At 61.9% G+C, this 25,444-nt stretch carries 22 protein-coding genes and 1 tRNA gene; 13 read left to right on the top strand and 10 right to left on the bottom strand.

Going from position 1 to position 25,444, the window contains the following annotated elements; translation table 11 throughout:
- Window positions 1-145: 145 nt before the first annotated feature.
- Genes C7I87_RS29100 through C7I87_RS29110 form a run of 3 tightly spaced genes read left to right on the top strand, consistent with a single transcriptional unit; the run spans window position 146 to window position 4,981 of the window.
- The gene (locus C7I87_RS29100) at window positions 146-2,095 is read left to right on the top strand and encodes a PrkA family serine protein kinase (RefSeq protein ID WP_149907465.1); all 1,950 of its coding nucleotides are present in this window, start codon (window positions 146-148) and stop codon (window positions 2,093-2,095) included.
- A 19-nt stretch (window positions 2,096-2,114) separates the two neighbouring features.
- Window positions 2,115-3,428 (top strand): YeaH/YhbH family protein, encoded by a 1,314-nt coding sequence (locus C7I87_RS29105; protein ID WP_149907466.1) that lies wholly within the window; start codon window positions 2,115-2,117, stop codon window positions 3,426-3,428.
- 8 nt (window positions 3,429-3,436) lie between these two features.
- Window positions 3,437-4,981 carry a SpoVR family protein gene (locus C7I87_RS29110; RefSeq protein ID WP_149907467.1) on the top strand — a complete coding sequence of 515 codons (1,545 nt, stop codon included), beginning with the start codon at window positions 3,437-3,439 and terminating at the stop codon, window positions 4,979-4,981.
- 74 nt (window positions 4,982-5,055) lie between these two features.
- Here the strand turns inward: C7I87_RS29110 and C7I87_RS29115 are convergent, their stop codons facing one another.
- From C7I87_RS29115 to C7I87_RS29130, 4 genes are read right to left on the bottom strand one after another with little or no spacing between them, the layout of a single operon-like run.
- On the bottom strand, window positions 5,056-5,859 hold the full coding sequence (locus tag C7I87_RS29115) for an alpha/beta hydrolase (RefSeq protein WP_149907468.1): 804 nt from the start codon (window positions 5,857-5,859) through the stop codon (window positions 5,056-5,058).
- A 60-nt stretch (window positions 5,860-5,919) separates the two neighbouring features.
- Window positions 5,920-6,810 (bottom strand): HlyC/CorC family transporter, encoded by an 891-nt coding sequence (locus C7I87_RS29120; RefSeq protein ID WP_149907469.1) that lies wholly within the window; start codon window positions 6,808-6,810, stop codon window positions 5,920-5,922.
- Between the two features lies 1 nt (window position 6,811).
- Window positions 6,812-7,948 (bottom strand): 3-dehydroquinate synthase, encoded by a 1,137-nt coding sequence (gene aroB / locus C7I87_RS29125; RefSeq protein ID WP_149907470.1) that lies wholly within the window; start codon window positions 7,946-7,948, stop codon window positions 6,812-6,814.
- The gene (locus tag C7I87_RS29130) at window positions 7,945-8,556 is read right to left on the bottom strand and encodes a shikimate kinase (protein ID WP_149907471.1); all 612 of its coding nucleotides are present in this window, start codon (window positions 8,554-8,556) and stop codon (window positions 7,945-7,947) included. Before C7I87_RS29130 ends, aroB begins: the two co-directional genes overlap by 4 nt.
- A 212-nt stretch (window positions 8,557-8,768) precedes the next feature.
- Between C7I87_RS29130 and C7I87_RS29135 the strand changes: the two genes are divergently transcribed.
- The 5 genes from C7I87_RS29135 to C7I87_RS29155 all read left to right on the top strand — a co-directional run bounded on the left by C7I87_RS29135 (window position 8,769) and on the right by C7I87_RS29155 (window position 12,725).
- Window positions 8,769-8,921, top strand: coding sequence for a hypothetical protein (locus tag C7I87_RS29135; RefSeq protein WP_015315495.1), 153 nt, complete (start codon window positions 8,769-8,771; stop codon window positions 8,919-8,921).
- Window positions 8,922-8,958: 37 nt separating this feature from the next.
- Entirely contained in the window at window positions 8,959-9,876 is a 918-nt protein-coding gene (locus C7I87_RS29140; protein ID WP_149907472.1) for a site-specific tyrosine recombinase XerD, read from the top strand.
- Window positions 9,877-9,974: 98 nt separating this feature from the next.
- Window positions 9,975-10,925 (top strand): acetyl-CoA carboxylase carboxyltransferase subunit alpha, encoded by a 951-nt coding sequence (locus C7I87_RS29145; protein ID WP_149907473.1) that lies wholly within the window; start codon window positions 9,975-9,977, stop codon window positions 10,923-10,925.
- A 244-nt stretch (window positions 10,926-11,169) separates the two neighbouring features.
- The gene (locus C7I87_RS29150; RefSeq protein WP_149907474.1) at window positions 11,170-12,486 is read left to right on the top strand and encodes a L,D-transpeptidase family protein; all 1,317 of its coding nucleotides are present in this window, start codon (window positions 11,170-11,172) and stop codon (window positions 12,484-12,486) included.
- 5 nt (window positions 12,487-12,491) lie between these two features.
- Complete coding sequence (locus C7I87_RS29155; protein WP_167531493.1) at window positions 12,492-12,725, top strand: sulfurtransferase TusA family protein; 234 nt, start codon at window positions 12,492-12,494, stop codon at window positions 12,723-12,725.
- Window positions 12,726-12,734: 9 nt separating this feature from the next.
- Here C7I87_RS29155 and C7I87_RS29160 read toward each other — a convergent pair whose 3' ends face one another.
- Both C7I87_RS29160 and C7I87_RS29165 read right to left on the bottom strand, forming a co-directional pair.
- Window positions 12,735-13,856: a CobW family GTP-binding protein gene (locus C7I87_RS29160; RefSeq protein ID WP_149907475.1), complete on the bottom strand. Its 1,122-nt coding sequence runs from the start codon at window positions 13,854-13,856 to the stop codon at window positions 12,735-12,737.
- Between the two features lie 4 nt (window positions 13,857-13,860).
- Window positions 13,861-15,027: a D-alanyl-D-alanine carboxypeptidase family protein gene (locus tag C7I87_RS29165; protein WP_149907476.1), complete on the bottom strand. Its 1,167-nt coding sequence runs from the start codon at window positions 15,025-15,027 to the stop codon at window positions 13,861-13,863.
- Window positions 15,028-15,280: 253 nt separating this feature from the next.
- On the opposite strand from C7I87_RS29165, the gene C7I87_RS29170 reads away from it, so the two are divergent.
- Together C7I87_RS29170 and C7I87_RS29175 are read left to right on the top strand one after the other, a co-directional pair.
- Window positions 15,281-16,444 carry a M20 aminoacylase family protein gene (locus C7I87_RS29170; RefSeq protein ID WP_149907477.1) on the top strand — a complete coding sequence of 388 codons (1,164 nt, stop codon included), beginning with the start codon at window positions 15,281-15,283 and terminating at the stop codon, window positions 16,442-16,444.
- Window positions 16,445-16,528: 84 nt separating this feature from the next.
- Window positions 16,529-16,605, top strand: a tRNA-Arg gene (locus C7I87_RS29175).
- 34 nt (window positions 16,606-16,639) lie between these two features.
- Here C7I87_RS29175 and C7I87_RS29180 read toward each other — a convergent pair.
- From C7I87_RS29180 to C7I87_RS29195, 4 genes are all read right to left on the bottom strand, one after another.
- Entirely contained in the window at window positions 16,640-17,128 is a 489-nt protein-coding gene (locus C7I87_RS29180; protein WP_188394044.1) for a DUF2127 domain-containing protein, read from the bottom strand.
- 359 nt (window positions 17,129-17,487) lie between these two features.
- Window positions 17,488-18,951, bottom strand: a complete 1,464-nt coding sequence (locus tag C7I87_RS29185) for a pyridoxal phosphate-dependent decarboxylase family protein (protein WP_149907478.1) — start codon at window positions 18,949-18,951, stop codon at window positions 17,488-17,490.
- Window positions 18,951-20,495, bottom strand: a complete 1,545-nt coding sequence (locus tag C7I87_RS29190; RefSeq protein ID WP_149907479.1) for a hypothetical protein — start codon at window positions 20,493-20,495, stop codon at window positions 18,951-18,953. The genes C7I87_RS29185 and C7I87_RS29190 overlap by 1 nt, the downstream gene beginning before the upstream one ends.
- Window positions 20,496-20,535: 40 nt before the next feature.
- A complete protein-coding gene (locus tag C7I87_RS29195; RefSeq protein WP_210250668.1) occupies window positions 20,536-22,266 on the bottom strand; it encodes an ATP-grasp domain-containing protein in 1,731 nt (576 codons plus the stop codon).
- Between the two features lie 218 nt (window positions 22,267-22,484).
- Between C7I87_RS29195 and C7I87_RS35415 the strand changes: the two genes are divergently transcribed.
- The 3 genes from C7I87_RS35415 (at window position 22,485) to C7I87_RS29205 (ending at window position 25,425) form a co-directional block, all read left to right on the top strand.
- Complete coding sequence (locus C7I87_RS35415; RefSeq protein WP_188394045.1) at window positions 22,485-22,634, top strand: hypothetical protein; 150 nt, start codon at window positions 22,485-22,487, stop codon at window positions 22,632-22,634.
- Window positions 22,635-22,741: 107 nt separating this feature from the next.
- Window positions 22,742-24,268: an ArnT family glycosyltransferase gene (locus C7I87_RS29200; protein WP_188394046.1), complete on the top strand. Its 1,527-nt coding sequence runs from the start codon at window positions 22,742-22,744 to the stop codon at window positions 24,266-24,268.
- 17 nt (window positions 24,269-24,285) lie between these two features.
- On the top strand, window positions 24,286-25,425 hold the full coding sequence (locus C7I87_RS29205; protein WP_188394047.1) for a glycosyltransferase family 2 protein: 1,140 nt from the start codon (window positions 24,286-24,288) through the stop codon (window positions 25,423-25,425).
- The last annotated feature ends 19 nt before the right edge of the window (window positions 25,426-25,444 follow it).

Consider the following 25,444-nt stretch of genomic DNA (forward strand, 5'->3'; position numbering starts at 1 on the left):
TAAGCATTTCGGCCAGATGGCTGGCGTCTCGGGTTTCAATGCCAAATGCACGCGCTCTCCTTATAAAGGGAACCACCATGCGTTCCGGCAGTTGAATACGTGATGAGACATTAGGCAGCCAGCACGGCTTTGAGGGCAAAGCATTATGCGCGACAATCAGTCCGACGTCTTCGATCTTTTTTCGGAGATTTATGCCAACGCCGCCCAGGAAGAAACCAGCCTCCAGCAGTATCTCCTTGCTTGCCGAGAGGACAAGTCAATGTATGCCTCGGCGCCTGAACGGATGGTCGAGGCAATCGGCGAACCCGATCTGGTCGACACCAGCAAGGACGAACGGCTCGGTCGCATTTTTTCGAACCGCACCGTGAAGATCTATCCCTCCTTCTCCGATTTCTACGGAATGGAGGAAACGATCGAGCGTATCGCCGGGTATTTTCGCTATGCCTCCCAGGGACTCGAGGAGCGCAAGCAAATCCTCTACCTCCTTGGCCCTGTCGGCGGCGGCAAATCCTCACTGGCCGAACGGCTGAAGAAATTGATGGAACAGCGCCCGATCTACACGCTGAAGGTCGGCAACCAGATCAGCCCGGTTTTCGAATCGCCACTTGGCCTTTTCCACCCCGATCGCATGGGCGACCTCCTGGAGGATAAATACGGCATAGCCCGACGCCGGCTGAATGGGCTCATCTCACCATGGGCGGCCAAGCGGCTCGACGAACTGTCTGGCGACATCTCCAAATTCAGCGTGGTCAAGTTGATGCCTTCCCGGCTGCGCCAGATCGGCATTGCCAAGACAGAGCCCGGCGACGAAAACAATCAGGACGTCTCGGCCCTGGTCGGCAAGGTCGACATCAGGCAATTGGAAAATTTCAGCCAGTCCGATCCGGACGCCTATTCCTACAGCGGCGGACTGAATCGGACCACGCAAGGCCTGCTCGAATTCGTCGAGATGTTCAAGGCACCCATCAAGGTCCTGCATCCGTTGCTGACGGCGACCCAGGAAGGCAGTTACAACGGTACCGAGAATTTCGGCGCCTTTCCCTACCAGGGCATCATCGTTGCCCATTCCAACGAATCGGAATGGCAACAGTTCAAGAACAACAAGAACAACGAGGCCTTTCTCGACCGCATCCTCGTGGTCAAGGTGCCGTATTGCCTGCGGATCACCGAAGAGCGGCAGATCTATGAAAAGCTGCTGCGCGAGAGCGACCTGGCTGCCAGCCCCTGTGCGCCTGAAGTGATGGACATTCTCAGCCGATTCACGGTCTCGACCCGCCTTGCCGAGCACGACAATTCGCCGCTCTACACCAAGATGCGCGCCTATGATGGCGAGAACCTCAAGGAGGTCGATCCCAAGGCGAAGTCGGTTCAGGAATATCGCGATGCCGCCGGCGTCGACGAAGGCATGACCGGCGTAAGCACACGCTTCGCCTTCAAGATCTTGTCCCAGACATTCAACTACGACACCAAGGAGGTGGCTGCCGATCCCGTGCACCTGATGTACATCCTGGAAGAGGCGATCAAGCGCGAGCAGTTTCCGAAGGAGACGGAAGCCGCCTATCTCGACTTCATCAAGTCGGAATTGGCAACGCGCTATGCCGAGTTCATCGGCCACGAGATTCAGAAGGCCTATCTGGAATCATACAGCGAATATGGCCAGAACCTCTTCGACCGCTACATCGCCTATGCCGATGCCTGGATTGAGGACCAGGACTACAAGGATCCAGACACCGGCCAGATCCTCAACCGCGAGGTATTGGACAAGGAATTGTCGCAGGTCGAGAAACCGGCCGGCATCGCCAATCCCAAGGACTTCCGCAATGAAGTGGTCAAATTCACGCTGCGTGCCCGGGCGCGAAACCACGGCCGCAACCCGTCCTGGACAGGTTATGAGAAACTTCGCGAGGTGATCGAGAAGCGGATGTTCGGCCAAGTCGAAGACCTCTTGCCGGTGATCAGTTTCGGCTCCAAGCAGGACAACGTCACGGAAAAGCGGCACAATGAATTCGTGCAGCGAATGGTGGAACGCGGCTACACCGAGCGGCAGGTGCGCCGGCTTGTCGACTGGTACATGCGGGTGAACAAGGCGGGTTAAGAAAAGCCCGAATGGTTCCATGCCTATTTTCATCGACCGCCGCCTGAATCCGAAGGACAAGAGCCTGGGCAATCGCCAGCGATTCCTCAGGCGCGCTCGGGAGGAACTCAAGCGGAGCATACGCGATCGGATCCGCACCGGCAGGATCGCCGACGTGGATGGCGAGCACGCAGTGCCCATGCCCGACAGAGGCACGGGCGAACCGACCTTCAACAACGCCAGGAACAGCGGCAGCCGACAGCACATCCTGCCGGGCAACAGGCATTTCTCCCCTGGAGATCTGATCCCCAAGCCCGGCCAAGGCGGCGGCGCCGGGGCGTCGTCCCCTGGAAACACCGTGTCTGAAGACGACTTTCGTTTTGTGCTGTCACGCGAAGAGGTGCTCGATCTTTTTTTCGAGGATCTCGAACTCCCGGATATGGTCAAGCTCAACCTCAAGGAAATCCTTGCCTTCAAGCCGCGCCGGGCTGGCTTCGCCGCTACCGGCTCACCCACCAACATCAACGTTGGGCGCACGATGCGTAACAGCCACGGTCGCCGCATTGCGCTCAGGCGCCCCAAGCAAGCGGCGGTCGACGCGATCATGCAGGACCTCGCCTCGCTGGAGACCGCACGGCCCAATGCTCAGACGCGCGAGCGCGTCGCGGCCCTTAAGGAGGAGATCGAGCGGCTGGAGCGCCGGCGCCGGCGGATTGCCTTCGTCGACCCGGTCGACATCCGGTTCAACCGCTTCGACCCGTGCCCGGTGCCGAACGCGAAAGCGGTCATGTTCTGCCTGATGGACGTGTCGGGCTCGATGGGCGAGCGTGAGAAGGACCTGGCCAAGCGCTTCTTCGTGCTGCTGCACCTGTTCCTGAAGCGACGTTATGAGCGCACCGAAATCGTCTTCATCCGCCATACCCACGAGGCGCAGGAGGTTGACGAGGAGACGTTCTTCAATTGCACGCAAAGCGGCGGTACCGTCGTTTCCACTGCGCTCGAGGAAATGCATCGCATCATCAGGCAGCGATATCCGGCCAGCGAATGGAACATCTATGCCGCCCAGGCCTCGGACGGAGACAATTCCCTCTCCGATTCCGAGCGCTGCATCGCCCTGCTGAACGGCAAGCTCATGCGCTTGTGCCAGTATTTCGCCTATGTCGAGATCATCGACGAACGCGAGAGCCACATCTTCGGAGCGACCGAAAACGGGACGTCGCTCTGGCGAGCCTACAGCGCCATTGAGTCAAACTGGCCGAACTTCCAGATGAGCCGCATAGCCACGGCCGCCGATATCTATCCTGTCTTTCGTCGGCTCTTCGCCAAACAGCCCGCGCTCCGCAAGAACGCCTGAGGGGAACCATGGCCAGGACAGCCAGCAAACCGGGTTTGCTCTTTTCCGGATCCGACTGGGATTTCCAGAAATTGTCGCAGGCCTACGAGGCGATCGCGGCACTCGGCATCGAGGAGCTTAAGCTGGACACCTATCCGGTGCAGATGGAAATCATTTCCTCGCAGCAGATGCTCGACGCCTATTCATCGGTCGGCATGCCGCTGATGTACCGTCATTGGTCGTTCGGCAAGCATTTCCTGTACCAGGACTTTCTCTACCGCAAGGGCGGACGGGGGCTGGCTTATGAACTCGTCATCAATTCCAATCCCTGCATCGTCTACCTGATGGAGGAAAACACCATGGCCCTGCAGGCCCTGGTGACGGCGCATGCGGCGCTCGGACACAATCATTTCTTCAAGAACAATCATCTTTTCCGGCAATGGACCGATGCCGGAGGGATCCTGAGCTACATGGAGTTCGCCAAGAGCTATATCGCCCGGTGCGAGGAGCGGCACGGACTGTCAGCCGTGGAAGGCATTCTCGACTGCGCTCACGCGCTGATGGAGCAAGGCGTATTCAGATACCACAGGCCGCCAAAGCTGTCGTCGGAGCGGCAGCGTGAAGGGCTGCGCGAACGCCTAGAATACGAAGAACGCTCCTACAACGACTTGTGGCGCACGCTGCCTCCTTCACAGGACACCAGCAAGACCGAGAACAAGGATGAGGGCTTGGCGGAGCGGAAGAAATCGCTCAACCTGCCCGAGGAGAATCTGCTCTATTTTCTTGAGAAGAACAGCCTTGTCCTGGAGCCCTGGCAGCGCGAGATCATCCGCATCGTGCGTGTCGTTGCGCAGTATTTCTATCCGCAGCGGCAAACGCAGGTGATGAATGAAGGCTGCGCCACCTTCGTGCACTACACCCTCATGAACGCGTTGTTCGACCGCGGCCAGATCAGCGAGGGCGCCATGCTCGAGGTCCTGCGCAACCACTCCAATGTGATCTTCCAGCCGGCCTTCGACGACCCCCGGTTCTCCGGTATCAATCCATACGCGCTCGGTCTCGACATGATGCAGGACATACAGCGCATTTCGACCGAGCCGACGGCGGAGGACCGCGACTGGTTTCCCGACATTGCGGGCCGCGGTGACTGGCGCGATGTGCTCCTGGACGCATGGGCCAATCACCGCGACGAATCCTTCGTCCGCCAGCACCTCAGCCCAGCCCTGATACGGAAGTGGCGGATGTTTGTCCTGGCCGATCAGGCCGAAGACGCGCATTACGAGGTTGCCTCGATCCATAATGAGCGCGGCTACCAAAAGATACGTGCCGCGCTGGCCCACAGCTACGATGTGGGGGCGAGCCTGCCGGATATCCAGGTGGTGGATGTCGACCTGCTCGGTAACCGGCATTTGCGGCTACAGCACAAGGTGAAGGAGGGCGTACTGCTCGACAGTGGCAGCCGCGACGCGACCCTGCGCCATATCCGAAGCCTCTGGGGTTATGAGGTCAGCCTGGCCGCGGTCGACGCCGAAACCGGTACGACGCTCAACGAGCGCTCGAGCAATGACTGTTGAGTTTCGGCCTTGGGCCGCACCGGAGGCGATCGCGCGGAACGAGTGGAACACGCTCCGCGGACATGCTGGTGCGCTCAGCCGACCGTCGATCTCAGGAACGCCAGCGCCGCGATGGTCAGCGCGTCGCCCTCCTCGCCGAAATCGCGGTTGATCGACAGGTGCGTATAGGCGCTGCCGTCGAACAGCGTCACATCAGTGCCGCTGGCGCGCAGGCGCTCGGCAAAGGCCGTGGACTGCTCGCCGCGACCCTCGGCGCGCGAATAGGCGATGAAGGTCGGCGGATGCTTGCGGCCGTCCACATAGCTCGCCGGCGAAAGTGCCGCCCATTGCGAAGGATCGGAAAACACGCGCGCATAAGCCCGCACCATGCCGCCATTTTTGGCGAGCGCGGCGAGATCATAGGCTCGGGTATCGTCGAGAAGCAGCCCGGCGACGCCGGGTAATCCGCCGCGCATGCCCGTCAACGCAATCAGATGGCAGCCGGCCGAATGGCCCATGCCGACGATACGGTTGGGGTCGCCACCATGTCGGGCGATGTTGGCCCTGATATAGGCATAGGCCTTTTCGACGTCGCCCGCCTGTGTGGCGACATCAGCCTGCGGCAGCATGCGGTAATCGATGGAAACGAAGCAGAAGCCGTTGGCCAGCAGGAAGGCCGGCTTGGCGTTGACCTGGCTGCGTTTGCCGAACCGCCAGGCGCCGCCATGGACGAAGAACCCGACCGGGAGGTTTCTCGCGCCATCGGGCGCGTAGATGTCGAGCTTGGCCGGCCCATAGTCGAAGGTTTCGGGCGACGGCTTGTCTCGCGCCGCCAGCGTGCCGGCAGGCAACAAGGCAGCCATCGAGGCCAGGAGCAAGGTTCGCCGATCGATCGTCATCGGCGGAGAATGCATCCCGGCGGACGAGAGTTCCAGTGAAGGATTGGTAAGGCGACGACTTTAGCTGCCACCGGCCGGCCGGATCCTGACCCTGGCAATCCGGTTCTTGTCGCGTTTCATGACGACGAAGCGCTTGCCATGGAACGTAAAAGCCTGCTTCTCCTCGGGGATCGATTGCGCCTCGTGGATGACGAGGCCGGCGATGGTGGTCGCCTCTTCGTCCGGCAGGTTCCAGTCGAGTGCCCGGTTGAGGTCGCGGATCGGCACCGTGCCTTCGACCACGACGGAACCATCCGCCTCCTGCTTGACACCCTGGATGTCGACATCGTGCTCGTCGGCGATCTCGCCGACGATCTCCTCGATGATGTCCTCCAGCGTCACCAGCCCCTCGACCTCGCCATATTCGTCGACGACGACGGCGAAATGCGCCTTGCGGCGCAGGAAGGCATTGAGCTGTTCCTGCAAGGTCGTGGTGTCGGGCACGAACCAGGGTTTCGACGCGATCTTCATCACGTCGATTTGCGAAAAATCGTTGCCGACTTCGTTCAGCGCGCGCAGCAGATCCTTGGCGTGCAGCACGCCGACGATATTGTCGAGCGAGCCTTTCCAGAGCGGCATGCGGGTGTGCGGGCTCTGCAGGATTTCGCGCACCACCGCTTCCGGCGCATTGTCGGCGTTGACCGAGCGCATGTTGGTGCGGTGGACCATGACGTCGGAGACTTCGAGTTCTTCGAGGTCGAACAGGCCGCCGATGCGGTCGCGGTCTTCGCGCACCACCTGGCCATCGCGGCGGAAATCGTCGACCGCGCCGCGCAATTCGTCCTGGCTCGATCGCTGCGGTTCGATGCGCGACAGTTCATAGCCGAACATGGCAAGCAGGCGTGTCCGCACGGCAACGACCAGCACGACGATGATGGCAAGGACGGAGACGACGATCCAGCCGGTGTCCATCTCAGCCGGCTTTCCGGCTGGCTGGATGGTTTTCCCTGAGGAACGACAGCACTTCCGAGGCCGGTACATCCTTGGCGATGAAGGCCTGGCCGATGCCGCGCGTCAGGATGAAGGTCAGCGCGCCGCGCGAGACCTTCTTGTCTTGCGTGATGAATGAAAGCAGGGCTTCGGCATCCGGCAGTTCGCCCGGAATATCGGCCATCCGCCACGGCAGGCCGACGGCACGCAGATGCGCCTCGACGCGGGCTGCGTCGTCTGGGCTGGCGAGATTGAGCCGCGACGAGAACCGGTGCGCCAGCGCCATGCCGATGGCGACCCCTTCGCCATGGACGAGGCGAGCGCCGTCATACTGCGTAGCGGCTTCCAGTGCATGGCCGAATGTGTGCCCGAGATTGAGCAAGGCGCGGTCACCGGTCTCGAACTCGTCGCGGGCAACCACATCGGCCTTGGCGCGGCAGGCCTCGGCAATGGCCTCGACCCGCTCCGGCCCGCCGGCGAACACCTTCTCCCAGTTCGCTTCCAGCCAGGCGAAGAATTCCGGCCGGTCGATCAGCCCGTATTTGGCAAGTTCGGCATAGCCGGCGCGGAATTCGCGGATCGGCAGCGTGTCGAGCACTTCGGCATCGGCCAGCACCAGCTTGGGCTGGAGGAAGACACCGACAAGGTTCTTGCCGCGCGGACTGTTGATGCCGGTCTTGCCGCCGACCGAGGAATCGACCTGTGCCAGCAGCGAGGTCGGAACCTGCACGAAATTCATGCCACGCCGCACGATACCGGCGGCAAAGCCGGTGAGATCGCCGATGACGCCGCCGCCAAGCGCGATGACGACGTCGCCCCGCTCCAGCCTGGCTGCCAGAACCCCATCGACCACCGCTTCGAGATGGGCAAAGTTCTTGGTCTTCTCGCCGGGCGGCATTGTGATCACGGTGTGCTGGATGCCACCCTTCTCGAGCCCGGCCTTCAGCGTATCGAGATGCGCGGCGGCGACATTTTCGTCGGTCACGACAGCGGCGCGCGTGCCGGGCAGCCGGCGCGAAATTTCCGTGCCGGCGCGCGACAAAAGGCCGGAACCGATCAATATGTCATAGGCCCGGTCGCCCAAACCGACTTCGACGGTGACAGGTTGATCCGTGCTCATGATTCGACCCCGCCCGTCGCGGCTATCGCATCGATGCCGAAATGCCGGCACAGCGCCTCGAGCACCTCGGCGGCAATGACTTCCTTGCGATCGTCGCGGGTCGGCACGGTGATATCTGATGTGGCATAGACCGGATAGCGCTCCCCCATCAGCCGCTCCAGCACGGCGCGCGGGTCGGCGCTTTTCAAAAGCGGCCGGTTCTGCTTCTTGGAAACGCGGTCCATCAGAAGGTCGAGCTCGGCCTTCAGCCACACCGAGACGCCGTGCGCGGCGATGGCCTCGCGCGTCTGCGCGTTCATGAAGGCACCGCCGCCGGTCGACAGAACCTGCGGGCCGTTTTCAAGCACGCGCAGGATGACACGCTGCTCCAGGGCCCGGAACTCGGTCTCGCCATAGCGCTCGAACAGCTCTGGAACGGTCATCCGCGACACGCTCTCGATCTCCTGGTCGCTGTCGATGAAGGGCAGCGAAAGCATCGTCGCCACCTTGCGACCGATCGCGGTCTTGCCGGCACCCATCAGCCCGACGAAGACAATGGACCGGCCGCCCAGCGCGCCAAGCAGCGCGGCATGGGTCTCGCCTGGAGGATTTGCCTGTAGCGCGTTCATCAGCTGTTTCTTGGGCCCTCTTTGCCGGCGTATCGACATGAAAAGCCGGTTTGCGTCAAGCGTGCCGAGTGCCTTGGGCTCGATATGGACTGAGGGAGGCTTGCATCGGAAGTTGCTAACAGCCCCCCGCTTCTTCCTTGAATTGGCCGGATTGGCGTCCCATAAGGGCACAGGGTTTGGAAACGCAGAACAAGAAGACGGGCGAGAACTGAATGCCGACACTGTTTCGCTTTGTCGTGACCCTCGCGATTCTGGCCGGCATTGCCTATGGTACGATGTTCGCGCTGGTGATGTTCGTCGAGCCGAAGAAAGCGGAAATGAGCGTTCGTATTCCGCCGGAAAAGCTCAATCCCAAGAAAAACTGAACCACAACAAAACCTGACTCGCAACCGCCTCAAGGAAATGAACAGCGCCGCCCGCATCGAGGCCTTCCTGGAAATGATGAGCGCCGAGCGGGGAGCGGCCGAGAACACGCTTTCCTCCTATCGCCGTGATCTGGAGGATGCTTCCGACGGGATCGATGGCGGACTTGCCCGCGCCGGCGCAGCCGACATCAGGGCTTATCTCGACGACATCGCCGCGCGCGGCTTCGCGCCGACCTCGCAAGCGCGCAAACTGTCGGCGATCCGCCAGTTCTTCAAGTTCCTCTATGCCGAGGGCCTGCGCGGCGACGACCCGACCGGCACGCTTGACAGCCCAAAAAAAGGCCGGCCGCTGCCCAAGACGATGAGCGAGGCCGAAACCGGCCGGCTGATCGACCGCGCCGCGCACGAAGCCGGCGATGCCGGGCTCGGCCACGCCGACAGGCTGGCGGCGCTGCGCCTGCATGCGCTGGTCGAAGTGCTCTACGCCACGGGTCTGCGCGTTTCCGAGCTGGTCGGCCTGCCGGTAACGGTGGCGCAGCGCGACGACCGTTTCTTCATGGTGCGCGGCAAGGGCGACAAGGAACGTATGGTGCCGCTATCGGCCAAGGCGCGCACGGCGATGCGCAGCTGGCTTGACGCCCGAGCCAAGGTGCCTGCCTTCGCCGACAGCCCGTTCCTGTTTCCGGCGGCATCCGACAGCGGCTATCTCTCGCGCCAGGTCTTTGCGCGTGACCTGAAAGGCTTGGCGGCGCGCGCCGGCATTGCCTCGACGAAAATATCGCCGCACGTGCTGCGTCATGCTTTCGCCAGCCACCTCCTGCAGAACGGCGCCGATCTCAGGGCCGTGCAGCAACTGCTCGGTCATGCCGACATATCGACGACGCAGATTTACACCCACGTGCTGGAGGAGCGGCTGGTGCGGCTGGTCAACGATCATCATCCGCTTGCCGACTAGGCCTCATATCGCTATGTGAGGACGACATTTCACCGCCCGGAGCCTTGGTTTCAACGGTTCCGCAGTCATTGCCTTCCGACGCATCGGTCCGCCCAAGCATGTACAATTACCTCGATTTCGAAAAGCCGGTGCAGGATCTTGAGCTCAAGATCCTCGAGCTCAAGAAGCTTGCAGAGAACGGCGAGGCGGTCGATGTCGCCGATGAGATCACCAGGCTGGAGAAGCGCTCGCGCGATGCGCTGCGCGAACTCTACAAGGCACTGACGCCGTGGCAGAAGGTGCAGGTGGCGCGCCATTCCGACCGGCCGCACTGCGTCGACTACATCAAGAGCCTTTTCAGCGACTTCACGCCGCTCGCCGGCGACCGCAATTTCGGCGAGGACCAGGCGATCGTCGGCGGTTTTGCACGTTTCCGCGGCGAACCTGTCGCGATCCTCGGCCAGGAAAAGGGCTCGGACACGGCGAGCCGCCTGAAGCACAATTTCGGCTCGGTGCGCCCCGAAGGCTATCGCAAGGCGGTGCGGCTGATGGAGCTTGCCGATCGCTTCAAGATCCCGCTGCTGACGCTGGTCGACACGGCCGGCGCCTATCCCGGCGTCGGCGCCGAGGAGCGCGGCCAGGCCGAAGCCATTGCCCGCTCGACCTCGGCCTGCCTTGGCCTGAAAGTGCCGTCAATCTCGGTGGTCATCGGCGAAGGCGGTTCGGGCGGCGCCATCGCGATCGCCACCGCCAACCGCGTCTACATGCTCGAACACGCCATCTATTCGGTGATTTCGCCCGAAGGTGCCGCCTCCATCCTGTGGCGCGACACGACCCGCTCCAAGGACGCGGCGACCAACATGAAGATCACCGCCCAGGATCTGCTGGAACTGAAGATCATCGATGCCATCATCCCCGAGCCGATGGGCGGCGCCCAGCGCGCGCCCGAAACGGTGATTGCCGCGACCGGCGACCTCATCGCCAAGACGATGAAGGAGTTCGCCGGCGCCAACACCGATTTCCGCGAACAACGCCGCGAGAAATACCTGGCGATGGGCCGCAGCCTCTGACGCCCCCTTTTGGGCGGCGGAACAAGGCTGTCGGAAGCGCTCTGCCCGCAGCAATGTGGCGGCGATGAGCAATTTCGCCACAAAAATGCCGCCCCATTCGGTTCAATGAAATCACCGTGAGGGATTGGCCGAGCCTTGCGGTAAGGAATTTTCAAGGTTAACGGGCTTACGGTCATCGGTGTTCAGCATGCGGGTCTGGCCGTTTCGAAGCCATTGGCCCGAAAGAAAAGACATAGCCTTATCCATGTTTGCCAAGCTTGCCCGTACTGGAGTCCTTGCCGCCTCGATAGCCGTCGCGGGCTGCAATGATTCGTCGATGAAGGACTTTGCCCCGGAAGCCAACAAGCCGCTGCCCGACAAGATCCTTGCCGACATGAGAGCCAAGGGTATGGTCCGCACCTCCTCGGTGATGGCGCGCATCTTCAAGGAAGAAGGCAAGCTCGAGATCTGGAAGGCCAAGACCAACGGCCGCTATGACATGGTGGCGAGCTACGACATCTGCAAATGGTCGGGCAAGCTCGGCCCGAAATACACCGAAGGCGACCGCCAGGCGCCGGAAGGTTTCTACACCGTGCGCCCGGCGCAGATGAATCCGCGCTCGAACTACCATCTGTCCTTCAACATCGGCTTTCCCAACGCCTATGACCGTGCCAATGGCCGCACCGGCCAGAATCTGATGGTCCATGGTGCCTGCTCGTCATCGGGCTGCTATTCGATGACCGACGCACAGATCGAGCAGATCTACGCCTTCGGCCGTGACGCTTTCCAGGGCGGCCAGACCGAGTTCCAGGTCGAGGCCTTTCCGTTCCGAATGACCGCCGCCAACATGGCGCGCTACCGCAACGACCCGAATTACGAATTCTGGAAGATGCTCAAGGTCGGCTACGATAATTTCGAGGTCACCAAGGTGCCGCCGAAGGTCGACGTCTGCGAGAAGCGCTACGTCTTCAACCAGGTCGCGGCCGACGGCCAGGCGTTCGATCCGACCGGCCCCTGCCCGGCGACGACGCAGCCGGATTCGCTGAAGAGCGCCTACAACGCCTATCAAGGCACGTATGATGCGGCCTTCAACAGCGCGCTCAAGGCCAGTGTGCCGCCACCCAAGCCGACGATTGCCGGCATCAAGGAAGCCAGCATCGTCTCCGACTGGTCCAAGCGCCGGGCCCGTGGCGAGCGCGTGCCGATCGATCCGCCGTCGCTCAACACCGACGGTTCGGTGACCGAGACGGCGCGCATGGGCCGCATCGATTCGCCCGCCGGCCGCAAGATGGCCGCGCTCGACGCCGAAAAGGCCGCCAAGAAGAAGGCCGAGGAGCAGAGGCTGGCTGCCATCGAAGCCGCCAAACAGGCCAAGGAAGCCGCCAAGGCGCAGGCTCTTGCTGAAAAGGAAGCGGCCAAGCAAGCCAAGATTGCGGCCAAGGCCGCCAAGGAAGCTCCCGTCGCCACCGCGACCATCGCTGCTCCGACGGAAGCGCAGCCGGCCGAAACGCAGGCCGCCAGCGCGGACGAAAGCCGGGTGACGAAGCTGAAGAACAAGTTGCTCGGCATGTTCGGCGGCTGATCGCCGTGGCCAGCGACACCGTCTATGATCTGAAGGGGCTGAACTGCCCTTTGCCCGTGCTGAAGGCGAAGAAGCGGCTGGCAGGCATGCAGCCAGGCAGCCGCCTCTGGCTGGAAACCACCGACCCGCTGGCCGTCATCGACATCCCCGCCTTCTGCTCGGATGCCGGCCACCAGCTGATTGAAACAGCGTCGGTTTCAGGCGGCCATCGCTTTCTGGTCGAGCGCGGCGAGCAATAATCGAAAAATTTACAGCCCTGCGATCGCCAACGGATTGTTTTCCAGAGCCGCGCGGTCGGGCATGTCGACCGACGGCCGGTTGGTGAAGGCGGCGAAAAGCCGGCGCACATAGTCTTCCGGCATGTCGAGCGTGATCAGCACCAGCCGCGTGCCGCGCTGGCCGTCCGGCCAGGACGGCAACCGCACCGGCGGATGCAGGATTTTCTGCACGCCATGCACGACCAGCGGCCGCGACGGATCCTCCTGCAGTTCGATGACCCCCTTCATCCGCAGCAGGCGCTCGCCATGTGTGGAACGCAGGAGATCGAGGAACATCTCGATGGCTGAAAACGGGACCGGCCCGTCATGCACCAGCGAATGGGTTTTAACGCGCTGATCGTGGCGATGGGCATGGCCATGCTCGTGCCCCCCGTGGTCATGCCCGTGCCCCTCATGGTCATGATGGTCGTGGTCATGCGCAGCCTCCTCGCCGAGCCAGCGCTGCACGTCGGCGGACTTGGTCGCCGGATTGTAGAGGCCGCAGTCGAACAGTGCCGCCACCCCGGTTTTCGTCTCCCCGACATCGAGCAACTGAGCTCCGGGATTGATCTGCCGCAAGCGCGCCCGCAGCGTTTCGAGGTCGTCGCGATCGGTGACCAGGTCGGCCTTGGAGAGCACGATGCGGTCGGCGACCGCGACCTGCTTGACCGCCTCGACATGGGCATCGAGTGTGGCATCGCCGTTGACGGCATCGACCAGGGTGATGACGCCGTCGAGCCGAAAAGCCTGGACCAGCGCCGGATGGGCCATGATCGACTGCAGCACAGGCGCCGGGTCGGCCAGTCCCGTGGTCTCGAGGATGACGCGGGCAAGCCGCGCGATACGGCCGGTCTGCAGTCGGTCGACCAGGTCCGCCAGCGTGTCGACAAGTTCGCCGCGCACCGTGCAGCACAGGCAACCGTCGGAAAGCTGGATGATGCCGTCGGAGGCCTGTTCGACCAGCAGATGATCGATCGCCACCTCGCCAAACTCGTTGATGATGACCGCCGTGTCGGCCAGCGCCGGATCCTTCAGGAGTCGGTTGAGCAATGTCGTCTTGCCGGCCCCGAGGAAGCCGGTCAGCACCGAGACAGGAATCGGGAAACCATTCATTGGATTAGTTCGCGACCTTGGCCGGCTGGTCGCCTTGTGCGGCCGCACCCGCGACTTTCGGGCCTGTGCCGGCGGGTACGGGCTTGTCGGGCCGCCAGGTCGGGATCGGCACGTCGGCATATTCCTGCGCGCCCTCCTCGAGGATCGCTTTCGGCGCCGGACCAGTGGCCCCGCCGAGGCCGACGGCAACCAGCGTCGGCACATGGTCGAGCTTCTCCCGATAAGGGGATTTCGGCGCGTCCTTGGCGGCGGCGGCCGGCGGCGCCTCGGACTGCTCCGCCTTCGTCTTCTTCTTGCAGACCTCGTCATGCATGTCGTTGGGCGAGACCAGATCGCCGTAGGGAGCGAGCGTGGTGACGGTGGTCGACCCGGCGGCGGGCGCGTCAAAGCCCTCATCGAGCAGTTTAGCCGTGGCTTCGGCACGGCTGACCGCCGACTTCTCGCCGAGCACGACCGCCACCAGCGTGCGCCCATTGCGTGTCGCCGAACCGATCATGTTGAAGCCGGACGGGCAGACAAAGCCGGTCTTCATGCCGTCGGCGCCGGGATAGCGGCCGATCAACAGATTGTAGTTCGGAATGGCCTTCTTGCCGACCGCAAGCCCCTCGATCGAGAACCACGGCGCATATTGCGGGAACTCGCGGCGGATCGCCATCACCAGGATCGAAAGGTCGCGCGCCGTCGTGTACTGGTCGGGCGAGTAAAGGCCGTTCGGGTTGACGAAATGGGTGCCGTTCATGCCGAGTCGGGCCGCCTCGGCATTCATCCTTTCGGCGAAGGCTGCCTGCGATCCGCCGACATTCTCGCCGACCGCCATGGCGATGTCGTTGGCCGATTTGACCAGCATCATCTTCAGCGCATTGTCGAGCCGCATCACCGAGCCCGGCTTGAAGCCCATCTTGCTCGGCGGTTCGCCGGCGGAGTGTTTTGTCACCTTGATCGGCGAATCGAGCTGGACTTCTCCGGCCGCGATCGCCCGGAAGGTCACATAGGCGGTCATCAGCTTGCTGAGCGAGGCCGGGTACCAGCGCTTGAACGCATCCTGATGCTGCAGGATCTGGCCGCTCTTGAGGTCGAAGACCACCACCGGATTGGCCAGCGCCGGCCCAGCCAGGGCCGACAGCATGATTGCGCCAGCCGGGAATAGTTTGAGGAAATGCCTATGCCGCATGATCGAATCCGAAATCGCCTCTTGCCCTGATTGCCCCTGGCTCCGTAAGATTTCGTTACGTGACCGCCAAAATAAGGATCCGACCCTCAAAACCGGACCGCATTATTGCGGTGCTATTTACCCTATGTGACGCCAACATGGCAAAGCGCCTGACAATCACAATTGCGAAGCACCGGGCACAATTGCAAAGCACCGGGCATAATTGCAAAATACCAGGCTGAAGCCGGCTGCACCAACAACGAATGGAACCATCATGCCAATCCTGAACCGCGCCGCCGAAATGCAGGACGAAGTCGCCGGCTGGCGTCAGCATCTGCACCAGACGCCAGAACTGAACTTCGATGTCTTCAAGACGGCGGCCTTCGTCACCGAAAAGCTGGAAGAGTTTGGCTGCGACGATGTGGTGACCGGCCTCGGCAAGACAGGCGTCGTCGGCATCATCCGAGGCCGTCAGGGGGAAGGCCCCACAATCGGGTTGCGCGCCGACATGGATGCACTGCCGCTCAAGGAGATCACCGGCAAGCCCTACGCGTCGACCGTTCCGGGTAAGATGCATGCCTGCGGCCATGACGGCCACACCGCGATGCTGCTCGGCGCGGCGAAATATCTCGCCGAAACGCGCAATTTCGCGGGCTCCGTTGCGGTGATCTTCCAACCGGCGGAAGAAGGCGGCGGCGGCGGCAACGAGATGGTCAAGGACGGCATGATGGACCGCTTCGATATCGCGAAAGTGTTCGGCATGCACAACATGCCGGGCCTGCCGGTCGGCCAGTTCGCGATCCGTTCGGGTCCGATCATGGCGGCGACGGCCGAATTCACCATCACCGTGAGAGGCAAAGGCGGCCATGCGGCGATGCCGCACGGCACGATCGACCCGATCGTCATCGCCAGCCAGTTGGTCGGCGCCCTGCAGACGATCGCCTCGCGCAGCACCGATCCGGTCGAGGCCGTGGTGGTGTCGGTCACCAAGTTCCACGCGGGCGACGCTTACAACATCATCCCGGAATCGGCCGAGATCGCCGGCACCGTGCGCACGCTGAAGAAGGAAGTGGCCAAGAAATCGGAAGAGCGGATCCGCGCGATCTGCGCGGGGCTGGGCACCGCCTATGGCGCGACGATCGAGGTCGACTACGACGCGAACTACCCGGTGACGTTCAACCATGCGGATGAGACGGTGTTCGCCAGCGATGTGGCCGCCGACGTGGCGGGCGATGCCCAGGTGCACCGCGCGATCCAGCCGGTGATGGGCGGCGAGGATTTCTCCTATATGCTGGAAGCCCGCCCCGGCGCCTTCATCTTCATCGGCAATGGCGAGACCGCCGGTCTTCACAACCCGGCCTACGACTTCAACGACGAAGCCATCCCGCACGGCATGAGCTATTGGGTGAAGCTGGCGGAGACGGCGCTAGCCGCGTGACATTCCCAACCAAGAGGCCGGCCCAATTGCGTTCGGCCGGCCTCTTGGCGAAACGATCGGAAGCGGCTATGTGTCGGGCCGCGTGGTCCCGTAGCTCAGTAGGATAGAGCGGCAGATTCCTAATCTGTAGGTCACAGGTTCGATTCCTGTCGGGATCACCACGTTTTTCAAACAGCGGCGCAACCATGATCCGTCTCACACAGGCCTGTGCTGTCGCACGACCTTCCATTCGTGCCAGATCAGCACCATGACGACCGCGTCGAAGACGGTCAGCACGAGCAGCCCGGCCGAATGGGTGTAGGAGTAGCGGTAGACTTGATAGATCATGAATGCGCCCAGCGCCATGAGAGACGCTGGATACGACCATAGCTTGCCCCTGAGAAGTCCGACAACCAAGAACAGCTTTATCAGGCCGTGGCTGAGCAGGTAAAAGGCATAGAACTCCTTGCTGGCGACCGAGAAATGGCCTGCCACCTGCGATAGATAACCAGCTATGAAATCGTTGGGGTCTTCGATCAACTCGTCCTGGGTAAAGGCATTGACCCAGGAGGCAATGGTGGCGGTGGTGACGACGTAGAGCAGTGCCCCGCCAATGCACTCGATCAGGGCATGAGCACCCTTGAGCCAGACACCGACCTCGAAGATTTGATGGATGCGGTGTTCATCGACGGCTCTCAAAGTCATACCTCGCAGCCGAGTAACGAAACGGACAACAAATGGATGCAGCTCTCACCCATTGGAGGCTGCTCTCAGACCTGTCCTTGATAGCGGAATGATCAGCGCCTCACAATTTCGCCCGCTGGGGTGCTGGCCGTTGTCCTGCAATGGGGGCCAAGACCGACCGCTCCCATCTTCGTCACCGGGCCCTTTCGGCCGGTCTGGAGTTTCTCCTGTCGAGCCGCCGACTTCGAAGAAAATTCTGCTGACGGCAGCTGCTTTGGTGTCCCCGAGCCAGGGGTTGTTACCCGGGTGAATGAAAATCCCATACGTGCCATGCATGACGGCCAGCGCGATGAGTGTTATAAGCGATCGCGATGGCACAATCAGGCACAGTATTTGGCGAGAAATCCCACGAAATCGTCGATGTCGGCTATAGTCGTTCGATGATTGACAATAGCACAACGCACCACGAGCTCGCCGTTTATGGATGTCCATGAGGGCGAAGCCAATCCGGATTCTTGCAGGTTCATGACCAAACTCCGGACAAACTCGGCGTTGCCCCCGCGAATGCCGAAGCAGACGATGTTGAGGGTCACTGGCGCCTTCAGCTCGAAAGCAGGGCAACTCGTCAGGCGCTCCGCGAGGTAATGTGCGAGCACGCAGGTGTGCGCTATCGACGCTCCTATGCGAACCGTTCCAAGCGCCTCGATTGTCATCCATGTTTTCAATGCGCGGAACCCGCGCGACAAGTCCGGACCTAGATCGCAAGGCCAGGTTTCGCCAGCGGCAAGCCCGCGTTCGCCCCGCTGTAGATAGGCGGTAGGCTGCACGAACGTACGCTTCTGGGCGTCGCCATCCCGCACCAGCAGGAATCCGGCATCGTAAGGAACCTGGCCCCATTTGTGAAAGTCGAGGGCCACCGATGCCGACTTTTCGATGCCCTTGAACAATCCGCGCAGGGAATCTGACAACACGGCGAGTGCGCCAATAGCTCCATCGACATGAAACCAGAGCTTTTCCGCGGACGCGATATCGGCGATTTCCGCGAGTGGGTCGATAGCCCCGGTGTTTACAGTACCCGCGGTCCCTACGACCAAAAATGGCAAAAGTCCCTTCGCCCGGTCTTCCCTGATGCCTGCGTACAGTGCGTCAGGCAGCATCCTTCCGGCATCGTCAACCGCGACGTTCCTCAGATTTGCCGATCCGATACCGGACAGCTGCATTGCCTGCGCGATGCAGGAATGAGCCTCTCTGGACGCATACGCGACGAGCTGGCGGTCGCAGTTCCCCAGGCCGGTCTCCCGAACGGACTGACCCAACGCTTCATTCCTGGCGATCGTGACCGCGACGAAGTTTGCCATCGAAGAGCCGGTGAGAAACAATCCGCTCGCGCCGGTGGGGTAGCCGAGGGCTTCGCTCATCCAGCGCACGATCTGTTGTTCAACCGCCAGGCCAGCATGGTCGCGGCCGCCGCAGTTCATGTTCAGCCCGCCCGCGACGATTTCCGCCAACATTCCGATCGGCGTACCAGCACCATGAACCCATCCCATGAACAACGGATGCAGGTTGCCGGTCGCGAATGGCATGATGTGCTTGCGCACATCGTCCAGGACATCGCCCAATTCGCGAGAACCGTTCGGTAGCGGGCGGGCAAACCTCTCACGCGTTTCATCGGTCGGTCGCTGCCATACCGGCTTCTGCCTGATCGTTTCGATGTGGGCGATCATGTCGTCCAGCAAGCCGTGCGCTACCTCGCGAAACTGATCCCAGTTCGATGGATCAAGGCTGGTGGAGGTCTCCGCCACACTTTGTCCTGCTGGGCGTTTCTGCTCGATGGACAGCGACATCAAGCATCCAGCGGATGTCGGAGGACAGCAGATAGTTTCTCGAAGAATACATCGAGCCTTGATTCGATCGGACCGAACGCCTGATGCAACGACTGGCCCGCCGACATCCTCTTCGAGACGCTGATCACATCGGGGGCGGAGGCCGCAACGCGCAACACCGTGCGTGGACCGACACGCACGGCTTGCCCGACGTGGCAGATCGGGCCCTCGTTGAGACCGCGCATCAGCACCTGAATGGTTTGGCACTCCTCGACCGAAGCGAAAGAGCCCGCGCTGTTTGTGACGGTCAGCGGGACCATTGCCCGTGAGCCGAGATGGTCGCCGTCATCATCGTGATGCAGGGAGATGCCCTTGACTGCGCCAGTTCGTGAGCGAACCAGGCGAACAAACTGTTCCTTGACGAGGTTTTGCCGGAGTTCATCGATCTCGGCATAGGGGTCAAGATGAGCCAACGCAGCGACCCACCGCAAACCCAGGCCCAGATTCAATTCCGACTTGAACGCGAAGGTCATCCGTTGGCGAAGGGTCGCCGGCCAATCTTGAGCCGCGGTATATTCCGCCAGGCCTGCCGGAATATCGGAACTTGCCGCAATATCTCCGGCCAATCCCGCCGGGATGAGAAGTGCGCCGGAAAAAGGCGGCCCGGCGATGAACTTGGATCCCGTCACAGCCACCACGAAACCGTCTTCCAGATCCTGCCTGAGTTGGGAAATTGAGCCGCGGAACTGGCAGGCATCGACGATAACCCGCACCCGACCTGGGGCAAGAGCCGCAGCGTGGCGCGCGGCTTGTCGGGTCACCGCCGGCAAGGCGGTTTTCGATGTGTCGAGCACATGGACGAGGACATCTCGATCTAGCTTGAGCTCCAGCTCGACGGTGGCGATGATGTCGGCATCGATTTCATGTTGATGTCGAGGCTTGCCTTTCTCGTCGCGGATGGCAATCGTGCGCACTTCGATGCGGCCTGGCGACAGCCCTTCAAGGGGAGCACCAGCCTCGACCGCGCTACCGAGTGCCGTCAAATCCGAGTAATGCCGCCCTGCCGCCGCCCGTGGAACCCCATTTCCTGTTTCGTCAGGTGCAACAAGCAAATTGGTCAAGGGGCGCCTGGAGAGGCCTGCAATCGTGCAGAGCGCGAGAAGCTCCGCATCCGTCCCGGAAGCGGCGAGAATGACTTGCGCTCCCGTACAGCCAAGATCGGAAACAATTCGCTCTCGAATGTCGCTGAACCATCGATCGGATGCGACAGGCGAAGGTGACTCGATATCAATGAGGCGTCGCAGCTCGACCCCGGCCGCCATCAACCCCTCCCGAGAGGCGTTGCTGGCCGTTGTCGACGAGAATGAGATCTCATCGTCCGCCGAAGTCGTGCGTGTTCCATAGCGATTGCGCCGCGTGATTGCATCCAGCCAGATGCGCCTGTCGCCACCTGTCCCGAGCAGGAATGAAAGGGAGGCCGGCGAATGGAGCTCGCGATCCCACCCACCCATTTCCGAGGTTGGATTCGCCGGCACCTGCGGGATACCAAGCTGAATTGCAGGCATGACGTTCTCCGTTGTCGGGGCGATAGCGAATTGGTTTCGGTTAAAGCGGTTCACTGGCCGCCACGGCACCCGCCAGATAAGAGATCTCGGCGTCATGACTGATCAACGGTTCGAGATCGCTCGCCCGCTGAGTGAATTCCAATCCGCATCGGTCGACATAGGATCGATCGACGCGTTCGCAGAAACCCGGGTCGATGATCTTCTCGCCGTCCCAAAGAACGGCATGACCGGTGTTTGGAACGGTCGGTGAAACCACGCCTATGATCGCGGGTTTGGCCCAGAGCATGTAGATACTGCTCAGAAGAACGAAACCGCACTTGTTGGCCACGCCCCGCATGATGGAATGGCTCATCGGTCCGCCGAGCGGGTATGCGGGATCGCAGCTTCGTGCGATTTCCTCGACTTGTTCGTAGGTTCGGCCCGTGAGCATCGCCAGGACACAGACAAGGCAGTCGTCATCAGTTCTCTGGTAGACTGCAGGTTTTCCGGTATGGGCGCATTCGATCGCTGGCGTGGACGTCGTCCGCGCCACGCGCCGTGCCAGCGCGCCTTCGAATGCCGCGAAGAGCTTGCGCATGGCGCTTTTCTTGTAGGGGAAGATGCTTTCCCAATCCATGGAATGAACGATCATCGCGACATCCGCCTCGAACACCAGCAGGCGGCCATCTGCGAGTTCGGCGCAATCGATGGCGAAGTAGTCCAGCCCGAGACGTCGATGAAGAGCATCGAATGCAGGGGCGTGACGCACCGCGAAGTCGTTTTCGAAGTTTGCCATCCACAACGCTTCCTCGGCGCGCCTGTCTTCGTGCTGGGTCATGCCGGCGTTGAGGTAGTGAACCATCCAATGCTCGGAGACCGCGAGATGGCTGGCATAGGGCCGCCCGTTGATGAACGCGACGCGCTGCTTGCGGAATTTGCGATCAGTCCCGCTGTAGTCGATGAACGGCGTGATGTAGAATTCGCTCTCGTCCTGCGAATTCAGATAAGCGGCAAGCTCCGGTCGCGTGGAGATCTTCTCCATTCCCTTGCCGGCATGGGTGCCGACCGGGCGGACAATCACAGGAAACGCGGCCGCCGCGAGGATTGCGTCGACCTCGATTTCCCCGGAAGCCAGCCTCTTGATCACCGCTCGATCGGCGCGCGCGGCTGGCGGGGCAAGGATCGAAGGCTCGTCCTTCAACGCCTCCGCGACCCCGTCCCTGGACAGGGCCATGATGAGACGTGGCGCGTTGTTCATTATGGGGCCGGACCAGCCGCGCAGCAGCCGGTGAAGATTTTCCAGTACTGGAAGATTTACCGCGGACTCTCCGACGGCCACGAAGGCGACATCGTGCTCGGGAACATCGTTCAGGTCCGCGGTGTCGGCGTCGACGTAATGGAGCAGCAGGTTCGCGTCGGAGCCCTCCAGCAGAAATTCGATCGGCGTGTTCGCCATGAAGTCGCCGGCAGTCACGAAAACAAGAACGTTCGGTCCTGTGCCTTGTCCGTTGCGTATCCGGTATTTTCGACTGATCTCGAGCGCGGCCTTCTGGCTGATGGCAGCCTTGTCTTCCTCTCCGATTGCGTGGAGGAGGATCGATACATCCAGGAACGCGGCGGCATCGTCGAGATCAGCGGAAACGCGCGCGAACAGCTCGTCCCATATTGGGGAAATATCCCTTCCTTCAAAGACGGCGCGGACTATGGGGGCCTTACCCAAGATGAGGTTCGAATTTTCCGACACGTGTGCCTTGGCTGCCGCGCTTTTCAACGTCTCAAGCCCTTCCGTCACGCGGTGGTGCGGCCGTCCCGGCCTCGACTTCGTTGCCCAACACGATGGGCGATTGTTGCTCTCAGCGCTTGTGCGAGCCTTGTGCATGCAGGCAAACGGGCCTTACGGATTTGTAATACCCCGGCAACGCTCCCGTATGCTTGATCGGACATAGTCGCCGACGAACCGCAGCGGCTACCTGTCCATAAGCTGGCGAGTTCGAGGGGTGACTTCCAAAGATGCTGGACCGCGGTTACTCCACCCTATCGGGCAAGTGGATCCGGATCGCCACGACCGTGGCGCTTCTCGCCATTGTCTGCCTGCTGATCGTCATGCCCGGCCTTGGGCCGCTCGCGGACGAACGCTCTTACGTGCTTTGGGTCTGGTAACCCAATGCTGCTGGATCAGTTCAGGGATGATGCCGGTGCTGCCAGGCCGCGCGTTGCAAGCCTGGCCAAAAGGCACTCCTGCTTCCCCTGTTTTCCAACTGATTGTCGTGGTCGTCGCATTTCTGGTGCTCCGGATTGGACTTGCCTCGGTCATTCCGCTGTCGATCGACGAGGCTTATGCGGTTGTGGTGTCGCGCAGCCATTCGCTTTCATATTTCGACCACCCGCCACTGGGTTTCGCGCTGGCCCGTCTGATGGCGGATGTTTTCGGCTGTGAATGCCGGCTTGCCGTCCGGCTGCCTTATGTGGTGCTCGGCTCGCTCTCGACGCTGCTGCTTTTCGAACTGACCCGCCATGCCTACGGCAAGGTTGCCGCATTCTGGACCGCGGCCTGGTTCACCGTTGCGCCCTTCTTCCTTATTTCGGCAGGGCATTTCGTCGTGCCCGACGGGCCACTCGATTTCTTTCTTCTGGCCAGCGCCTGTGCCGCCGTGCCCATGGTTCTGGGCGAACGGCCACGCTTCGCTTTGCTCCGCTGGATCATCGTCGGCGTCGCTTTCGGCCTGGCGCTGATGTCGAAGTACCAGGCCGGGCTGTTTGGCATCTCGGCCCTGCTTGTCTTGGTGTCGACGCAGTCCGGCCGGGCCGAACTGCGAACGCCAGGCCCCTGGATTGCCGGCGCCATCGCAACGCTTGGCCTGCTGCCCGTCATCATCTGGAATATGGACCATGGCTGGATCTCGTTTGCCTTCCAGACCGGCCGCGGCCTTGCCGAGGATGGCCATGCCCTCCACCCTGGAAATCTTGCCATCACGTTGCTGGGCCAGGCTGGCTATTTGTGGCCGCCGACCTGGCTTCTGGCCATGGCGTGCATGTGGGACGCAGCCCGCAGCGATTCGGTGGCCGATCGGTTCTTCGTGACGATCGCGGCGCTGCCGGTGGTGTTCTTCGACTTGGTCGCCCTGTTCAGCGCCCATTCCCTGCCGCACTGGTCGATGAGCGGCTTCCTGTTCGCCTTTCCGCTTTTCGGTCAATGGTGCAGCCGTCTTGCCGAACGCCGACCTGGATTGCTGCGGCTGTCCTTTATCATAGCCGCCATCGTCGTTCCGCTCCTGGCGATGGGGTTTGCGGTGCAGGTCCGGGCCGGCGCCTTCACGCGGGCGTTCTATGAACGAGCGCCGAAATTCGACGTCAATTGGCAACTCGTCGATTGGTCTGCGCTGACCAGTGAGCCGCAGGGCAGCGATCTCAGCGGCGCCAACGCCTATGTGGTCGCATCGAACTGGATGCAGGCGGCGCGGGCCGCCGACGCTCTTGGACCGGACGTACCGATAGAGGTGCTGCCGGGCGACCCGCGCCATTTCCAGTTCATGAACGACGGGCGCTTGAAGACGCGAAGCGCTGGCTTCTTCGTCGGCGCCCTGGATTTCGGCAAGGAAGCGGCTCGCGAGAAGGAGTATCGCGACGGCCTTGACGGACGATACGTCGTCGATGGCCCGCCCCGGCGCCTCATACAGCGCATCGCCGGGTTTCCAGTCTTCGAAATCCTGATCCTGCCGGTCAACCGCATTGTGGCATCGCAAGCGCTCTTGCCAGGCGACGACCAAGCAAACGATGGCGGGCCGCGTCCTTGAACCAGGTGACATACCCAGTGCCAGACGTCGAACTGGCGACGGACACAAGCGGCGGTGCATCGCTGCAACGCCGCGGGGCGGAACTCACGGTCGTCGTCCCAACGCTGAACGAGCGCGCGAACATCGATCTGCTGGTTGCGCGGCTGCACAAGTCGCTGCTCGGGATCAACTGGGAAGTGGTCTTTGTCGATGACGATTCAAAAGACGGGACGATTGCGGCTGTCCGCGACATTGCCAGCCATGATTATCAGGTTCGCGGCATAAGGCGCATCGCCCGCCGCGGCCTCGCCGGCGCATGCCTCGAGGGCGTCCTGTCCAGCTCGGCGCCCATCGTTGCAGTCATGGACGGCGATCTCCAGCACGACGAAACATGTCTTGCCGCGATGTTCGAGACGATGCGAGGCGGCGGCGCCGATCTGGTGGTGGCCAGCCGTTATGGAGACGATGGCGATGCTAACAGCGGATTGAGCCGGCTGCGTTCGGGTGGCAGCCGGCTGGCGACGCATCTCGCGCGGCTATTGCTGAAGGTTCCGCTCAGCGATCCAATGAGCGGCTTCTTCATGGTGCGGCGTGACATAGTCGATGCGGTGGCGCCGCGCCTGTCGCGGCAAGGCTTCAAGATCCTGCTGGACATTGTCGCATCGTCGCCGACACCACTTCGCATCCGGGAAATCCCCTATGTGTTCGGTCCGCGCCTGCATGGACAAAGCAAGCTCGATTCCCTGATTGTGCTTGAATATCTGGGATTGCTGGTCGCCAAGGCGTCGGGCGATCTGATCTCGACGCGCTTTCTTGCCTTCGGCCTCGTCGGCTCGGCCGGTGTCGTGGTCCACCTCAGCGTCCTGCATGTGCTGCTGCCGCATGGCTTGCCTTTCACGGTGGCTCAGACCGCCGCCATGTTCACGGCCATGGCGTTCAACTATACGCTGAACAACACATTCACCTATCGCGACCAGCGCCGGCACGGCTGGCGCTTCGTCACCGGCTTCGCGATGTTCGCGGCGTTGTGCAGTTTTGGTGTCGTGGCGGGCGTCGGCGTGTCGACGCTTCTTTACACCAGTCCGTCGCGCTGGTGGGCGGCCGGGCTTGCCGCCGCCGCCGTCGGCTCCGCTTGGAACTATATCACCAACTCCGCCATCACCTGGCGCGTGCGTTGATCGCCCGAAACGAGCCCGA

Source organism: Mesorhizobium sp. SARCC-RB16n, from assembly GCF_008520305.1.
Lineage (GTDB): Bacteria > Pseudomonadota > Alphaproteobacteria > Rhizobiales > Rhizobiaceae > Mesorhizobium.

Bases quoted from the DNA above. Each gene is read 5' to 3' on its own strand.
- C7I87_RS29100 (WP_149907465.1), top strand. From the start codon at position 146: ATGCGCGACAATCAGTCCGACGTCTTCGATCTTTTTTCGGAGATTTAT.
- C7I87_RS29105 (WP_149907466.1), top strand. From the start codon at position 2,115: ATGCCTATTTTCATCGACCGCCGCCTGAATCCGAAGGACAAGAGCCTG.
- C7I87_RS29110 (WP_149907467.1), top strand. From the start codon at position 3,437: ATGGCCAGGACAGCCAGCAAACCGGGTTTGCTCTTTTCCGGATCCGAC.
- C7I87_RS29115 (WP_149907468.1), bottom strand. From the start codon at position 5,859: ATGACGATCGATCGGCGAACCTTGCTCCTGGCCTCGATGGCTGCCTTG.
- C7I87_RS29120 (WP_149907469.1), bottom strand. From the start codon at position 6,810: ATGGACACCGGCTGGATCGTCGTCTCCGTCCTTGCCATCATCGTCGTG.
- aroB (WP_149907470.1), bottom strand. From the start codon at position 7,948: ATGAGCACGGATCAACCTGTCACCGTCGAAGTCGGTTTGGGCGACCGG.
- C7I87_RS29130 (WP_149907471.1), bottom strand. From the start codon at position 8,556: ATGAACGCGCTACAGGCAAATCCTCCAGGCGAGACCCATGCCGCGCTG.
- C7I87_RS29135 (WP_015315495.1), top strand. From the start codon at position 8,769: ATGCCGACACTGTTTCGCTTTGTCGTGACCCTCGCGATTCTGGCCGGC.
- C7I87_RS29140 (WP_149907472.1), top strand. From the start codon at position 8,959: ATGAACAGCGCCGCCCGCATCGAGGCCTTCCTGGAAATGATGAGCGCC.
- C7I87_RS29145 (WP_149907473.1), top strand. From the start codon at position 9,975: ATGTACAATTACCTCGATTTCGAAAAGCCGGTGCAGGATCTTGAGCTC.
- C7I87_RS29150 (WP_149907474.1), top strand. From the start codon at position 11,170: ATGTTTGCCAAGCTTGCCCGTACTGGAGTCCTTGCCGCCTCGATAGCC.
- C7I87_RS29160 (WP_149907475.1), bottom strand. From the start codon at position 13,856: ATGAATGGTTTCCCGATTCCTGTCTCGGTGCTGACCGGCTTCCTCGGG.
- C7I87_RS29165 (WP_149907476.1), bottom strand. From the start codon at position 15,027: ATGCGGCATAGGCATTTCCTCAAACTATTCCCGGCTGGCGCAATCATG.
- C7I87_RS29170 (WP_149907477.1), top strand. From the start codon at position 15,281: ATGCCAATCCTGAACCGCGCCGCCGAAATGCAGGACGAAGTCGCCGGC.
- C7I87_RS29180 (WP_188394044.1), bottom strand. From the start codon at position 17,128: ATGACTTTGAGAGCCGTCGATGAACACCGCATCCATCAAATCTTCGAG.
- C7I87_RS29185 (WP_149907478.1), bottom strand. From the start codon at position 18,951: ATGTCGCTGTCCATCGAGCAGAAACGCCCAGCAGGACAAAGTGTGGCG.
- C7I87_RS29190 (WP_149907479.1), bottom strand. From the start codon at position 20,495: ATGCCTGCAATTCAGCTTGGTATCCCGCAGGTGCCGGCGAATCCAACC.
- C7I87_RS35415 (WP_188394045.1), top strand. From the start codon at position 22,485: ATGCTGGACCGCGGTTACTCCACCCTATCGGGCAAGTGGATCCGGATC.